This window comes from Kordiimonas sediminis, from assembly GCF_014656395.1.
In the GTDB taxonomy this organism is placed as follows: domain Bacteria; phylum Pseudomonadota; class Alphaproteobacteria; order Sphingomonadales; family Kordiimonadaceae; genus Kordiimonas_A; species Kordiimonas_A sediminis.
On sequence record NZ_BNCI01000001.1, the window covers coordinates 1,695,004 to 1,709,494 of the forward strand.

12 protein-coding genes are annotated in these 14,491 nt (G+C 50.5%); 8 read left to right on the top strand and 4 right to left on the bottom strand.

What is annotated here, in order from left to right:
* Complete coding sequence (locus IE181_RS07485; RefSeq protein WP_191251399.1) at positions 1-792, top strand: cytochrome c1; 792 nt, start codon at positions 1-3, stop codon at positions 790-792.
* A gap of 121 nt (positions 793-913) precedes the next feature.
* Positions 914-1,552: a protein-L-isoaspartate(D-aspartate) O-methyltransferase gene (locus IE181_RS07490; RefSeq protein ID WP_229819223.1), complete on the top strand. Its 639-nt coding sequence runs from the start codon at positions 914-916 to the stop codon at positions 1,550-1,552.
* 71 nt (positions 1,553-1,623) lie between these two features.
* On the opposite strand, the gene IE181_RS07495 is transcribed toward IE181_RS07490, so the two are convergent.
* The 3 genes from IE181_RS07495 to IE181_RS07505 all read right to left on the bottom strand — a co-directional run bounded on the left by IE181_RS07495 (position 1,624) and on the right by IE181_RS07505 (position 3,227).
* The gene (locus IE181_RS07495; RefSeq protein WP_191251401.1) at positions 1,624-2,265 is read right to left on the bottom strand and encodes a carbonic anhydrase; all 642 of its coding nucleotides are present in this window, start codon (positions 2,263-2,265) and stop codon (positions 1,624-1,626) included.
* Between the two features lie 115 nt (positions 2,266-2,380).
* On the bottom strand, positions 2,381-2,719 hold the full coding sequence (locus IE181_RS07500) for a pyrophosphohydrolase domain-containing protein (protein WP_229819224.1): 339 nt from the start codon (positions 2,717-2,719) through the stop codon (positions 2,381-2,383).
* 19 nt (positions 2,720-2,738) lie between these two features.
* The gene (locus IE181_RS07505; protein ID WP_191251403.1) at positions 2,739-3,227 is read right to left on the bottom strand and encodes a MarR family winged helix-turn-helix transcriptional regulator; all 489 of its coding nucleotides are present in this window, start codon (positions 3,225-3,227) and stop codon (positions 2,739-2,741) included.
* A 112-nt stretch (positions 3,228-3,339) separates the two neighbouring features.
* Between IE181_RS07505 and IE181_RS07510 the strand changes: the two genes are divergently transcribed.
* The 3 genes from IE181_RS07510 to acnA all read left to right on the top strand — a co-directional run bounded on the left by IE181_RS07510 (position 3,340) and on the right by acnA (position 9,219).
* Positions 3,340-4,218, top strand: coding sequence for a branched-chain amino acid aminotransferase (locus IE181_RS07510; RefSeq protein ID WP_191251405.1), 879 nt, complete (start codon positions 3,340-3,342; stop codon positions 4,216-4,218).
* Between the two features lie 156 nt (positions 4,219-4,374).
* Positions 4,375-6,132, top strand: a complete 1,758-nt coding sequence (locus IE181_RS07515) for a carboxylesterase family protein (protein ID WP_191251407.1) — start codon at positions 4,375-4,377, stop codon at positions 6,130-6,132.
* 414 nt (positions 6,133-6,546) lie between these two features.
* On the top strand, positions 6,547-9,219 hold the full coding sequence (gene acnA, locus IE181_RS07520; RefSeq protein ID WP_191251409.1) for an aconitate hydratase AcnA: 2,673 nt from the start codon (positions 6,547-6,549) through the stop codon (positions 9,217-9,219).
* A 49-nt stretch (positions 9,220-9,268) separates the two neighbouring features.
* Here the strand turns inward: acnA and IE181_RS07525 are convergent, their stop codons facing one another.
* Entirely contained in the window at positions 9,269-9,637 is a 369-nt protein-coding gene (locus IE181_RS07525) for a helix-turn-helix domain-containing protein (RefSeq protein ID WP_191251412.1), read from the bottom strand.
* 234 nt (positions 9,638-9,871) lie between these two features.
* On the opposite strand from IE181_RS07525, the gene IE181_RS07530 reads away from it, so the two are divergent.
* From IE181_RS07530 to ligA, 3 genes are read left to right on the top strand one after another with little or no spacing between them, the layout of a single operon-like run.
* On the top strand, positions 9,872-10,684 hold the full coding sequence (locus IE181_RS07530; protein WP_191251414.1) for an outer membrane protein assembly factor BamD: 813 nt from the start codon (positions 9,872-9,874) through the stop codon (positions 10,682-10,684).
* Between the two features lie 30 nt (positions 10,685-10,714).
* Complete coding sequence (gene recN / locus IE181_RS07535) at positions 10,715-12,382, top strand: DNA repair protein RecN (protein ID WP_191251416.1); 1,668 nt, start codon at positions 10,715-10,717, stop codon at positions 12,380-12,382.
* An 8-nt stretch (positions 12,383-12,390) separates the two neighbouring features.
* A complete protein-coding gene (ligA, locus tag IE181_RS07540) occupies positions 12,391-14,490 on the top strand; it encodes an NAD-dependent DNA ligase LigA (RefSeq protein ID WP_191251418.1) in 2,100 nt (699 codons plus the stop codon).
* The last annotated feature ends 1 nt before the right edge of the window (position 14,491 follow it).

Consider the following 14,491-nt stretch of genomic DNA (forward strand, 5'->3'; position numbering starts at 1 on the left):
ATGAAGATGATTAAAAACATTGCCCTTGCTGCCGCTGCTGTTGCTGCCTTTGCTGTGGGTGCGAATGCTGCGGGTGCTGCAAAGCACCCGGAGAAGGTTGACTGGCAATTCGAAGGTGTCTTCGGTACATTTGATGTCGAATCTGCGCAGCGTGGCTGGCAGGTTTACCGCGAAGTTTGTTCCGCGTGTCACGGTCTGAAGTATTTCCGTTTCCGTAACCTGGACAAGCTTGGCTATGACGAAGACATGATCAAGGCATTTGCTGCAGAATACACTGTAGCTGGCGAGCCTGATGATTTCGGGGATCCGACTGAGCGCAATGCATTGCCGCAAGATGCGTTTCCGAACCCATTCCCGAACGACAATGCAGCTCGTGCGTCAAACGGCGGGGCTCTGCCACCAGATCTTTCTCTGATCACTAAGGCGCGTCATGATGGTGCAAACTATCTTTACAGCCTTATGACTGGATACGAGGAAGCGCCAATCGGTGTGGATATCCCGGCAGGCAAAAGCTACAACCCTTACTTCAAGGGTGGTCAGATTTCGATGGCTTCTCCTCTTTCGGAGGGCATCATCGAGTATGAAGATGGTACGGCTGCTACACAGGAACAAATGGCAAAAGATGTTGTGAACTTCCTGATGTATGTTGCTGAGCCAAGCTTGCAGGATCGTCACTCCCTCGGACTGAATGTATTCCTGTTCCTGTTGGTTCTGACTATCATTCTGTATTTCTCAATGAAGAAAATCTGGAAGCCAATTAAGGCAGGCAAAAACGTCTACGAAGACGAGTAAGCCAGAACAGGCATAAAAAATTATGAAGGGCTGCGATTTCGCAGCCCTTTTTCTTTGTCTGTGTTTTCTGAACCGAACAGAGATGTGCTACACTTCTTCTGGACAGTTTCGGTTGATGGCAATGGGAACGTACAGAAAATCAGTAGCGACAATGGTGCAGCAGGATATCGCGGGTCGCGGTATCAGGGATCAGCGCGTCTTGGAGGCGGTGGCTTCGGTAGACAGAAAGCAGTTTGTACCAAAGGCCCTTGAGGATGCTGCGTATGATGATCGGGCTCTTCCCATAGCCGGCGGCCAAACGATTTCCCAGCCCTATATCGTTGCCTTGATGGCCGAACACTTACGGTTAAAGGGCACAGATACTGTTTTGGATATTGGGACAGGCTCGGGCTATGCCGCGGCTGTCCTCTCCCAGTTGGCTGGCAGGGTTATTTCCGTTGAATGTATTGCCGAACTGGCACAATCAGCGAAGGCCCGGCTGGAACATCTTGGGTATGATACTATTCAAGTCTGCCAGGGGGACGGTGCTTTGGGCTGTAAAAAATACGCTCCCTATGATGCTATTCATGTTGCTGCTGCTGCACCTTCTGTGCCTGACGCCCTTTATCAGCAATTGAAAGTGGGAGGGCGCATGATACTCCCAATAGGACCACCCGGTCACGTTCAGATGTTGAAACTTATTATTCGGCAGGAAGAAAATTGCTGGCAGGAAGAAGACATACTGCCTGTCAGATTTGTGCCGCTGGTTGCCGCTATGTAAGAAAATAGCCGGCATGGAAGTGATCCAGACCGGCTAACACCGAAAATACTGAACAATAGGGCAGCTAGTTTCTATTCGAACGGGGCGACCCCAAAGGTGCCGTCATCACACTGGGTGACCACGTTTAGTTCACCGGTATGAATGTCAAAAATCGTACCGTGGATATTCAGGGACTTTTCGGCCAGTCTTTCCTGAATGAACGGGAATGTTTTCAGATTATCAATAGACATATTGATGGCGGCGCGCTCTAACATGCTGGAACGTGCTTTCAGGTCAGATGATAGAATGCCGGTATTTTTCTGCATCCAGCTGTCCAGGGGCGCCATCCACTGGGAAACAAAGCTTCTGGTCCCTGATGTGGGGCAGGCATGTCCTTGGGCCACGTGGCCGACACCGCCGCAGCCTGTGTGACCCATAACCATAATGTTTTGTACTTTCAGTACCGTCACGGCAAATTCAATGGCGGCACTGGTACCGTGATATCCATCATCGGCTTCGTATGGGGGAACGAGTGCTGCTACATTTCGGACAAGGAATAGATCACCTGGTCCTGAATTGAGAATATGTTGTGGCAGTACGCGTGAATCTGAACAGGCAATCATCAATGTGTGAGGTGTTTGCCCCATTGTAGCCAGTTCTTCGTAAAGGGCGCGATCTTCCTGAAACCTGTGGGTTAGAAAGTGTTGGTAACCGTCCTTAAGTTTTTGATCCATCGTTGATATGGTATCCTTTTATAAAGAATGTTCGTTCGTGCATTTATGGTTTTAGGGCGGTTGGGCGAAAGGTCAAATAATTTCGACCCTCTATCCTTGCAGCCGAACACTGCCTTCAGGCTTTATGGCCACCTGTGCCGTCTCCCGCGCGTTCCCACGTTCGCTGCCGGTTGATGGACATTTTATCATTTAAAACCTGTGAAACGGACAGGCCGTTCAGTTCCAGTAATCTGTATAAAAGAATCAGCACGTCTGCTGTCTCATGACCTATTTCATTGGTCTGGCCAGCTTGCACCGCTTCCCTCAGTTCAGTCAGCTCTATGGCAGCACGGTCAACAAGTTTTGTCTGGTCTATAACCGGGCCAAATGCCGTGTTGGCCCAGTCTGCGATTGTTTTTTGTGTCTCGGCTGGGGGTGTTGATTGTGGTTCGGGCATAGGTTGCGTATCTGGCATCGAGGGTCTTTCTTGTCGCCTATTTTTCAATTTGCCCCAGAACAGCATCCCGTTTGTCTTCATCAACAATGTTTAAAAGGACCTCCCAGAAACCTGAAACAGCTTCCGGACCAGCTTTGCGATATGCCTGTGCAACGCGCTCCCGCTGGGTGTCAAAGAGCATTTTTTCAAACCTTTCGCCTTCATCTGTCAGGTATAACAGTCGTTGTCGGCGATCTTCTGTGCCTGCCTTTTGGATAATATAGCCTTCTTCTAGAAGCTGACCCAGCACACGGGACAGACTTTGCTTTGTTATCCTTAGGATGCTCAGAAGCCCGGATACACTAGTACCGGGATTGCGCCCAACGAAATACAAAACTCTGTGATGAGCCCGGCCGAAATTAGATTTAGATAGAATATCATCAGGGTCGCGGGTAAAATCACGATACGCAAAATACAGGAGCTCGATCCCGCTGCGGAGCTCTTCTTCACGAAGGTACAAATTAGAACTAGGAATTTTCGTTTGCATGAGTATTATTGCCAGCAATTTAAGTCAGTTATATTGACTTATATGCGACACAATGTTACGCCGATCAACATATTTATGATATTTTATAGTAGTAAGGTTCCGGAGAAAAAGAATGTCTGTTGCTGCTTTTGATGACCGTGATGGCACAATTTGGATGGATGGGAAGTATGTTCCCTGGAGAGATGCAAAAGTCCATGTGCTGACCCATGCCATGCATTATGGCAGTTCTGTTTTTGAAGGTCAGCGTGCCTATAATGGCAAGATTTTCAAGTTGGAAGAGCATACAGAGCGCCTTTTCGCTTCCGCAGAAAAGCTCGGCATGACTATCCCGTTCACGCAGGCAGACATTAATGATGCCTGTAACAAGCTCCTTGAAATGAGTGGCCTCGAAGACGCCTATTTCCGCCCTGTTGTATGGCGCGGTAGTGAAATGATGGGTGTGGCAGCGCAGAAAAACACGATCCATGTGGCGATTGCTTGCTGGGCGTGGCCATCATATTTTGAGCCAGAGGCACGCTTGAAGGGGATTCGGATTGCAATCTCTGACTGGAAACGTCCAGACCCAGCAACTGCACCGGTTACTGCCAAGGCTGCTGGTCTGTATATGATCTGTACGCTGTCCAAGCATAAAGCAGAGTCAGAAGGGTATGACGATGCCCTGATGTATGATTACCGCGGCCAGGTCGCTGAGGCTACAGGTGCAAATATCTTTTTCGTGAAGGACGGTGTAATTCATACACCTACCCCAGACTGTTTCCTGGACGGTATTACCCGCCGTACAGTGATTGATCTGGCAAAGGCGCGGGGTTATGAAGTGATAGAACGCGCGATCATGCCAGAGGAAATGGAAGGCTTTGAACAGGCTTTCTTGACTGGAACAGCTGCCGAGGTAACACCTCTTAGCGAAATCGGTCCATACTCTTTTGAAGTCGGCGAGATCACTAAAAACCTGATGTTTGATTATGACAAACTGGTACGGGGTGAGCTTTAGTCTTCGTCAGTGATTTTGTAGCGGTGAAGCAGGGGCGCGTTTTGTGCCCCTTTTTCTTTATGGTAAATCTGTCTTTTCCCAAGTGTCGGTTTTGGTTGAAATTTTTAGTATGTTTGCACTAGCATGCTGCAGTTTTATCTGGATGTATGGGGCTTTATGAAATTCTTATCGGTAAAAAATATTGTGGGACTGCTGATGGTGGTCATCGCTATTGTGGCATATCGTCAGTTGAAGGATGACAGCCCGCAGCTGGACCTGACCCCTGTTCCTGATCTTGTTCGTCAAACAGCTGACGGTTCTGTTATTGGAATACGGTCTCCAAACGATGCTGATATGTGGCTCGGTGTTCCGTTCGGTAAAGTGACGCAGCGCTGGACAGAAGCAGAAAAAGCTGACCCATGGTCAGGTGTGCGCCAGCCCTATCAATCCCCTGACTGTGTCAGCACGGGCACGTCCTTTGGTGAAAATGCTGGCGGTCTTGCTGTCGGTAGCGAAGACTGTCTGTATCTGGATATTAGTGCACCACAGAATGCCAAAGGCAAAAATCTACCCGTGATGGTTTGGGTGCACGGCGGGGCAAATCGCTACGGTGCGCCGGGTGATCTGACGCTTAATCGGCTAGTGCCCGAACAAAACGTAATCCTTGTTGGTGTGCGGTACCGTACGGGTCCTTTCGGCTATTTCAGCAGCAGTATTCTGCGTGATAATGGTATTGATCTTGCCAATTTTGGACTTTCCGATGTTATCAAGGCTTTGGAATGGGTGCAGACAAATATCGCCGAATTTGGGGGTGACCCTAACCGCGTGACCCTGTTTGGTGAAAGTGCTGGCGGCCGGAATACATTTGGCTTGTTAATCTCGCCTAAGGCACAGGGACTGTTTCACCGGGCAATCGTTCAAAGTGGTTCTGGTATGACGACACCGCGGGCACAAGCAGAAAACTCCCGTCAACATCCAACTGCGCCTGGCCTTGCGAATAATAGCACTGATGTTTTGGCTAAGCTGTCTGAACAAACCGGCACTGATATTCAGTCGCTGGCTCCGAAAGAACAGTTGGAGTTTTTGCGGAGCCTGTCGCCGGATGATCTGCTGGCAGCCTACAAAAGTAAGCCGGAAGATATTTCCTATAGTTTGCCAAATGTTATTCGGGACGGGGTGATTATCCCGTTTGAAAACCCGTATGACCTGCTGGCGTCCGGTACCTATAATCAGGTGCCTGTGATTATGGGGGCGAACCGGGATGAAAATAAACTCTATCAGTCTGTGAATCCGGCTTTGGTTGAAAAAGACTTGTTGCAAAGACCAAATGTAATCGACCAGGACTTGTATGATCGTTTATCATATTACGGCTCGCAGGCATGGATTATCTCGGGCGTCGATAAGCCGCTTGGCCTGATGCAGGCAGGGGGTGCCAAAGATATTTATGCGTACCGGTTTGATTGGGACGAGCAGGCAACGCCTTTCGGTGTGGATCTGCCTAACATTCTGGGGGCATCTCACGGTGCAGAGATATCCTTTGTGTTTGGTCAGTTTATCAACCGGGACTACCCGGACTATTTATATGACGATGAAAATGCTGAGGGTCGGTGGTTTGTCTCTCGCGCAATGAACGCTTACTGGGCAGAATTTGCGCGTACTGGTAAACCCGGTCGAGGGGGTGGTGCGTATCCTGAATGGCAGCCCTTTGGCCAGGCTGAGGCAAGCAGCATGGTGTTTGATACGCTGGCTGATGGTGGCGTTCGCATGGAAGGGCAGCCTCTCGTGGGGGCGGACCTGTTGAAAGAGCTATCGGCAGATACTCTCCTGTCGGGTTCAGAGATACGGTGCAAAGTAGCGAAAAGCTTCACGGGCTATCGCAGTTGGGATGAGGCTGAAACCGAGCGGTTCGCACAGGAAGCCTGCGCAGCTAAGTAGATATGCCTGATGGCTTAGGTGCTTTGGGAAGGGTGGCTGTAACAGGCTGCCCTTCTTTGGTTCAGAGGGGCAGGAAGTAAGCGCGCTTAAAAAATATCAGGGGCAGTTTCTTCTGCTTTAAAAATATCGCTTGGTCCGTTCAAGACTGGACCGAATACCAGCGAAAGCAACATATCCAAGCCCGGCAATGATCAGTAAATTCAAGACAGTCATTTTCATTTTCCAGTTCTAATCTGCATAATAATATTTCAACACCTGCAGGATGCAGGGATAAATGGGCATGATTGTGAAGAAAATAGGGAGTCTTTGTTGCAATTTGGGCAAGAGTTTGCCATAAGGCGGCTGAGTTTTTACAAGGGCAGCAAGTGTCAGTGTTTGTTGCTCTCCCAACCCTTTTAATCTGGAGGGATATCTATGTCTCATGATACTCTTGGTACTCGCCGTACGTTGACCGTTGGTGGGAAAGAATACGACTATTACAGCCTTGCTGCGGCGGCTGAAAAGATTGGTGACGTTTCACGCCTGCCATATACTCTGAAAGTTCTACTGGAAAACCTACTGCGCTACGAAGACGGCGTGTCCGTCACGACTGGCGACATTCAGGCGCTTGCGGACTGGCAGAAAGAGCGCAAGTCAACTGCGGAAATCGCATACCGTCCGGCTCGCGTTCTGATGCAGGACTTTACAGGCGTTCCTGCTGTTGTTGATCTTGCTGCAATGCGTGACGGTCTCAAGAGCATGGGTGGTGACGCCTCCAAGATTAACCCACAGGCACAGTGCGATCTGGTGATTGACCACTCTGTAATGGTTGATAAATTTGGCACTGCGACTGCCTTTAAAGAAAACGTTGATCTGGAAATGGAACGTAACGCAGAGCGTTATGAATTCCTGAAATGGGGCCAGAACAGCTTTGAAGATTTTAATGCGGTTCCTCCTGGAACTGGTATCTGTCACCAGGTTAACCTGGAGTATATCGCGAAAACTGTCTGGACGAAAAAAGAGGGTGACCGCACGGTTGCTTTCCCTGATACCTGCGTAGGTACAGACAGTCACACGACAATGATTAACGGCCTTGCTGTTCTTGGCTGGGGTGTAGGTGGTATCGAGGCGGAAGCAGCAATGCTTGGCCAGCCTGTATCTATGCTGATCCCGGAAGTTGTTGGTTTCAAACTAACTGGCAAGCTACGTGAAGGCATTACGGCTACTGACCTCGTTCTGCGCGTTGTTGAAATGCTGCGTGAGCTTGGCGTTGTCGGCAAATTTGTCGAATTCTACGGCGAAGGTCTGGACGAACTGACACTGGCTGATCAGGCGACAATCGCAAACATGGGTCCAGAATACGGCGCGACTTGCGGCTTCTTCCCTGTGTCACAAGCAACACTTGATTACCTGACCTTCACTGGTCGCGACGAAGAAACCGTTGCACTGGTTGAAGCATATGCCAAAGAGCAGGGCATGTGGCGTGACGGCAATAGTGCAGAGCCAGTGTACACAACAACACTTGAGCTAGACATTTCTACTGTTAAGCCAGCGCTTGCAGGCCCAAGCCGCCCACAGGACCGCGTTGATCTTGATAATGTTGCCAACTCATTCGTGAATGAGGTTCTGGCAAAAGCTGGCAAGAAAGACGACGAAAACCAGTATAAGGTTGAAGGCGAAGACTACACACTGGGTCACGGCGACATTGGTATTGCTGCGATCACGTCTTGTACAAACACGTCTAACCCGGGTGTTCTTGTTGCGGCTGGTCTGGTTGCTAAAAAAGCCCACGAACTTGGTCTGCAGCGTAAGCCTTGGGTGAAGACATCCCTGGCGCCTGGCTCCAAGGTCGTCACTGACTATCTCGACAAGGCTGGCCTGACGGAGCATCTCGATGCTCTTGGCTTTAACCTGGTTGGCTACGGTTGTACGACTTGTATTGGTAACTCTGGCCCACTTGCTGCGCCAATTTCCAAGACAATCAATGACAACCAGTTGGTCTGTGCGAGCGTTCTGTCCGGTAACCGGAACTTTGAAGGCCGTGTAAGTCAGGACCTTAAGGCGTCATACCTTGCGTCACCGCCACTTGTTGTAGCATACGCTATCGCCGGTAACGTGAAGATCGACATTACTACTGAACCGCTTGGTCAGGACAAAAACGGTAATGACGTATTCCTGAAAGACGTTTGGCCGTCAAATGCTGAAATTCAGGAAGCAATTTCCCAATCTCTGAGTCGTGAAATGTTCATCGAGCGTTACGCAAACGTCTTTGATGGTGAGCCAGAGTGGCAGTCAATTCCTGTTGCTGAGGGTGAAACCTTTGCGTGGAAAAGCAACTCAACTTACATTCAGCACCCACCATATTTCCAGGGTATGAGCCTGAATGTTGGACCAACGTCTGATATCACTGGCGCGCGTCCACTGGCACTTCTGGGTGACAGTATCACGACTGACCACATCAGCCCTGCTGGTGCGATCAAGCCAGATAGCCCTGCTGGTGCGTATCTGCAGTCCAAAGGTGTTGCGGTTAAAGACTTCAACTCTTACGGCTCTCGTCGTGGTAACCACGAAGTAATGATGCGCGGTACATTCGCAAACGTGCGTCTGCGTAACTTGATGGCACCTGGTACAGAAGGTGGCTGGACGACACATCAGCCAACGGGCGAAGTGATGAGCATTTATGATGCTTCTATGAAGTATCAGGAAGCTGGTATTCCGCTTGTTGTTGTCGGCGGTAAGGAATACGGTACGGGTTCATCCCGTGACTGGGCTGCGAAAGGCACGAACCTTCTTGGTGTCAAGGCGGTACTGGTTGAAAGCTTTGAGCGTATTCACCGCTCCAACCTGGTTGGTATGGGTGTACTTCCACTTCAGTTCAAAGACGGTGACAGCCGTGAAAGCCTTGGTTTGACGGGGACTGAAACGTTTGACGTAACTGGTATTGCGGGCACGATCAAGCCACGCCAGGATGTGAATGTTACAATTCATTATGCTGATGGTTCTCAGAAAGACATAACGGTACTGTGCCGCATCGATACTGCGGACGAAGTTGAATACTACCGTAACGGCGGCATTCTACATTACGTACTGCGTCGTCTGGCTTCCTAAGTCAGAGGATATCTTCAGATTGTGTGAAGGGGTGGCGATTGCCACCCCTTTATTTTTTGCGGTGCTGTGCGTTTTCTATGGCATCAAGCAAATCTACTACGGCTTCTTCGATACGGGTATGCGGTCGAAGGCTTTGCGACATAGATGCAGCGCTTGATGCCAGCGCAGTATCGGGCAAGGGGCGCAGGCCATGATAGAATCGTGTGACCGACACACCCATGGCGTTGGCCAGCATGAATAGTTGGCCTGCGCTGATACGATTATGACCATGTTCGTATTTGTGTATCTGGTGTGATGATACGCCGACCATGGTTCCCAATTGGGTTTGCGTTAGATGTTTATCCACCCGAATAGACCGAAGTTGTTGGCCAATATGTTTTTCCAACTTCTTCGTTTTTTCGCCAAAATCTGGTGTCACAAGACTTTCCCCACATGTGTTGTTTTACCGATTTGAGCGTCAACCCGCGGGAATAGGGGCAATCCACTCTGGCAAGCAGCAAAATCATGTGCTAGAGGATTGTCCAAGGTACTATTCGCGATCCCTTCATGCGGGAGCGATCAAATAGTAATAAACACTAATAGTAGAATTTCGGCAAGGGATTTTCTACTAAAGAAACGTGAAACCACTTTGCCAAGCTGGAGACAGAGACTTATGACGTCCAATTGGATCAAAATTCCCCTTATCGTGGCTACTTTTTTTAGTCTTGCGGCCTGTAGTTCATCGCAAGAGGAAGATCGTTATGTCGCTCGGGATGTGGAAGTTCTCTATAATCTGGCGCAAGATTTGTTGGAGCGGAAGCGTTTCACAGCTGCGGCTATTACATTTGATGAAGTCGAGCGCCAGCATCCATATTCTGTCTGGGCACGCCGGGCGCAGTTGATGGCATCGTATGCACATTATATGAGCAATAATTACGATGATTCTATTTTGGCAGCACAGCGGTTCCTGCAGCTCCATCCGGGTAACCAGGGGGCACCGTACGCCTATTATCTGATTGCTCTGTGTCACTATGAGCAGATTAGCGATGTAGGCCGTGATGCTGAGGAGACTATCCGGGCGCGTGATGCCTTGACCGAAGTTATCCGCCGGTATCCTGAAAGCGAATATGCGAAAGATGCGTCCATCAAGCTTGGCCTTACAAACGATCACCTTGCAGGGAAGGACATGGAAGTAGGGCGGTATTACCTGCAGCGCCATGAATATCTTGCGGCGGCACTGCGGTTCCGGCAGGTGGTGGAGAACTATCAGACGTCTTCTCATGTACCAGAGGCCCTGCACCGCCTTGTGGAAGTGAATTTGGCACTTGGTATATACGAAGAAGCACAAATGGCAGCAGCCGTTCTTGGCCATAACTACGGCGGTACGAAGTGGTATCGTTACAGTTATGCTTTGATGACGGATAAAGAGATCGAACCAGAATATTCCAATAAAAGCTGGCTGAGTAAACTTTGGCCGTTTTCGTAACGCGTTCAACTGGCGGTAAGGGGGAACAGGATGCTGGCGAGCCTCAGCATTCGTGATATTGTTCTGATTGACAAGCTGACCTTGAATTTCGAGGCCGGCTTGACCGTTTTGACGGGTGAAACTGGCGCTGGTAAATCCATCCTTCTAGATTCTCTGGGCCTTGCAACAGGCAGTCGTGCTGACCGCGCCCTTGTTCGGCAGGGGCAGGACACGGGTATAGTGATTGCTGAATTCTGCGTAGCGCCTGACCATGCCGCTTGTATAATACTGGAAGAAGAGGGCATGGATTCTGGTGGCGGCACGCTACTGTTACGGCGCCAGGTGTCCTCTGATGGCCGTAGCCGTGCCTGGATCAATGATCAGCCTGTATCACAAACCATGTTGTCCCAAGTCGGCTCTCTTCTTTTGGAGGTACACGGTCAACATGATGACAGGGGACTTCTCGAAGCATCAGCTCACCGCGGTTTACTGGACACGTACGGGGCATACGAGACTGAGGCGAAAACCGTATCCGATCTTTTCCGGGAGCTGGAGAAAACCAGAAAACATTTACGGTCGCTAGAAGCAGAAATCGAAGCTGCACGCAAGGACGAAGAGTATTTGCGCCATGCGGTGGAGGAATTAGACCTGTTAGGTATGACAGAGGGAGAAGAAGAAGCCCTGTCAGAAAAGCGCACCATGATGATGCAGGGCGAGAAACTGTCCGACGATTTGTCTGGTTTCATGAAAGACCTGATGAAAGATAAGGGTATTGATGCAGCAGTGCGTAATATCTTGCGGAAGATGGACCGTCTTGATGCATCAGCTCATGAACTGGTCAAACCTGTTTACGATTCTCTAGACCGTGCTGCGATTGAGCTAGGAGAAGGTATTGGGGCGCTGGAAGGTCTGATGCAGGATCTGGAATTTAACCCCGTAGACCTTGAAGAAACTGAAGAACGTCTTTTCGAAATCCGGCGGCTCGCTCGCAAACATTCCTGTGCGCCAGATGATTTGGTATCGCTCCGGGAGCAATTGCATGCTCGCATTCAGGCGCTAGAGGCTGGCGATACAGATTTGTCTGAGACACGGCACAAAGTTGAGGCGCTGGAAAAAGCGCTGGGTGACGCAGTGACAGTCCTGCACAAGAAGCGTGTTGAAGCCGCTGCAGAGCTTGATGCACTGGTTATGGCGGAGTTACCACCACTGAAACTGGAAAAGGCTATTTTCCGCACGGTGGTGACACCCGTGGAGCCAGACGAATGGACTAGACATGGCGGTGATTTTGTGACTTTTGAGGTGCAGACAAATCCGGGTGCCCCCTTTGGCCAGATGGTCAAGATAGCATCGGGTGGTGAGCTTGCCCGGTTCATTCTGGCATTGAAAGTTGTTCTCGCACGGTCTTCCAGTACACCCGTAATGGTATTTGATGAAGTCGACCGAGGCATTGGCGGCGCAACTGCAGATGCTGTTGGCGAGCGTCTGAAGCGGCTGACTGACGGGTCACAGGTGCTTGTTGTAACGCATTCGCCCCAGGTGGCGGCACGCGGTGATAGTCATTTCCAGATTGAAAAAGGGGATGACGGCGTTGTTACCAGAACTGCCGTGCGCCAGCTTGAAAATATCGAACGCCGCGAAGAATTGGCACGTATGCTGTCCGGTGCAGAAATTACGGATGAAGCCCGCGCGGCTGCTGATAGACTATTACTTGTATCATAGAGGATCTTATGGTTGATCTGTCCAAATATCCTGTGGAAGACCTGTCCAGTCGTGAGAGCAAGAAAGAGCTTGAGCGCCTGACCAAAGAAATCGAACACCATGACAGATTATATCACGGGGAAGATGATCCTGAGATTTCAGATGCGGCCTATGATGCGCTTCGTCTGCGCTTGCAAGCGATTGAGGAGCGTTTTCCCGATCTGGTTACAGCGGCAAGTCCCACGCAAAAGGTAGGGGTTGCACCGCAAGGCAAGTTTGCCAAGGTGCGTCATGCGCGCCCTATGTTGTCCCTTGATAATGCGTTTACGGACACAGACGTGCAGGATTTTACGCGTCGGATCAGACGGTTTCTGAATTGGAATACTGACACGGACGGTGCTATTGCCCTGACTGCTGAACCAAAGATTGACGGACTTTCACTGGCGCTTCGTTATGAAAAGGGAGAGCTGGTTATCGCGGCAACACGGGGTGACGGTACAGAAGGCGAAAATGTAACGGCGAATGCGCGTACAATCTGTGATGTGCCTTCAACCCTAAAGGGCGAGGGATGGCCAGACATTCTCGAGGTCCGCGGTGAGGTCTATATCTCCCGGTCCGACTTCCTGCGCCTGAATGAGGCCCAGGAGGCATCGGGCGGCAAGGTTTTCGCGAACCCAAGAAATGCGGCTGCAGGCTCGCTCCGGCAATTGGATGTGGAGATCACGAAACAGCGGCCACTGCGTTTCTTTGCCTATGCGTGGGGCGAAGAGAGTGGCCTGAATGCGCAAACCCAGATGGACGTTATCAAGCTGTTCCAAAAGTGGGGATTTTCCACTAATCCTTTGATGAAAAAATGCGACGGCTGGGAAGCAGCGGTAGAGCACTATCATCAGATAGAGCAGGCCCGACCAGAGCTGGATTATGACATTGATGGTGTTGTCTATAAGGTAGACCGGCTCGACCTGCAGGAAAGACTGGGCATGGTTGCCCGTGCCCCAAGGTGGGCCATTGCTCATAAATTCCCTGCCGAGAAAGCTTTTACAATTTTGAAGGCTATTGATATTCAAGTCGGGCGCACGGGGGCGCTGACACCTGTTGCAAAGCTGGAGCCGGTTACTGTGGGTGGGGTCGTCGTCTCTAATGCGACGCTTCACAACCGTGATGAAATCAAACGTCTTGATGTGCGGATCGGTGATACAGTTGTGATCCAGCGCGCGGGCGATGTCATTCCGCAGGTGGTCGAGGTTGTGAAAGACAAACGGCCCGCAGATACAAGTGCGTTTGAGTTTCCAAAGGCTTGTCCGGAATGCGGCAGCCATGTGGTAGCCGAAGGCGACGATGTGGTCGTGCGCTGTAGCGGGGGGCTGAGCTGCCCGGCACAGGCTTCGGAACGGTTGGCGCACTTTGTTTCCAGAGATGCCTTCGACATTGAAGGACTTGGAGAAAAGCAGGTCAAGGAACTGTTCCGGCGCGGGTGGGTGAAAACCCCTGCTGATATCTTTGAGCTGGAAAGCATAAACCGAAATGCCGCTGACCCTATTGAGAAATGGGAAGGATGGGGTGACTTGTCAGTGCGTAACCTTTTTGCTGCCATTGAGGAACGTCGTACCGTCAGCCTGCACCGTTTTCTATTTGCGCTGGGTGTTCGTCATATGGGGCAGCAAACAGCCAAACTATTGGCGCGTCATTATGGCTCTTTCGCCGTATTTTATACTGCGATGAAAGAGGCTGCAAACGGGGATATGTTGGCGCGGGGTGAATTGACATCCATCGACGGGATAGGTGACAAGGTTGCGGACAGCATCATCAACTTTTTCGCTGAAGACCATAATCTGTCCACACTTGATGCGCTGGAGGCCGCCTTGAGGATTGAGGACGCGGAAGTAGTATCCAGCGATAGTGCAGTATCAGGTAAGACCGTTGTCTTTACCGGCAAGCTTGAGAAGATGGGACGGTCTGAGGCCAAGTCCAGTGCCGAAGGGTTAGGCGCAAAGGTTTCCGGCTCTGTATCTGGTAAAACCGATATTCTGGTCGCGGGGCCTGGGGCTGGATCCAAACTGAAAAAAGCAACGGAACTGGGAATTACAGTCATGACAGAAGATGAATGGCTTGAATTGATTGGGGAATAAT

Coding starts and splice junctions, on each gene's coding strand:
- IE181_RS07485 (WP_191251399.1), top strand. CDS start 1: ATGAAGATGATTAAAAACATTGCCCTTGCTGCCGCTGCTGTTGCTGCC.
- IE181_RS07490 (WP_229819223.1), top strand. CDS start 914: ATGGGAACGTACAGAAAATCAGTAGCGACAATGGTGCAGCAGGATATC.
- IE181_RS07495 (WP_191251401.1), bottom strand. CDS start 2,265: ATGGATCAAAAACTTAAGGACGGTTACCAACACTTTCTAACCCACAGG.
- IE181_RS07500 (WP_229819224.1), bottom strand. CDS start 2,719: ATGCCAGATACGCAACCTATGCCCGAACCACAATCAACACCCCCAGCC.
- IE181_RS07505 (WP_191251403.1), bottom strand. CDS start 3,227: ATGCAAACGAAAATTCCTAGTTCTAATTTGTACCTTCGTGAAGAAGAG.
- IE181_RS07510 (WP_191251405.1), top strand. CDS start 3,340: ATGTCTGTTGCTGCTTTTGATGACCGTGATGGCACAATTTGGATGGAT.
- IE181_RS07515 (WP_191251407.1), top strand. CDS start 4,375: ATGAAATTCTTATCGGTAAAAAATATTGTGGGACTGCTGATGGTGGTC.
- acnA (WP_191251409.1), top strand. CDS start 6,547: ATGTCTCATGATACTCTTGGTACTCGCCGTACGTTGACCGTTGGTGGG.
- IE181_RS07530 (WP_191251414.1), top strand. CDS start 9,872: ATGACGTCCAATTGGATCAAAATTCCCCTTATCGTGGCTACTTTTTTT.
- recN (WP_191251416.1), top strand. CDS start 10,715: ATGCTGGCGAGCCTCAGCATTCGTGATATTGTTCTGATTGACAAGCTG.
- ligA (WP_191251418.1), top strand. CDS start 12,391: ATGGTTGATCTGTCCAAATATCCTGTGGAAGACCTGTCCAGTCGTGAG.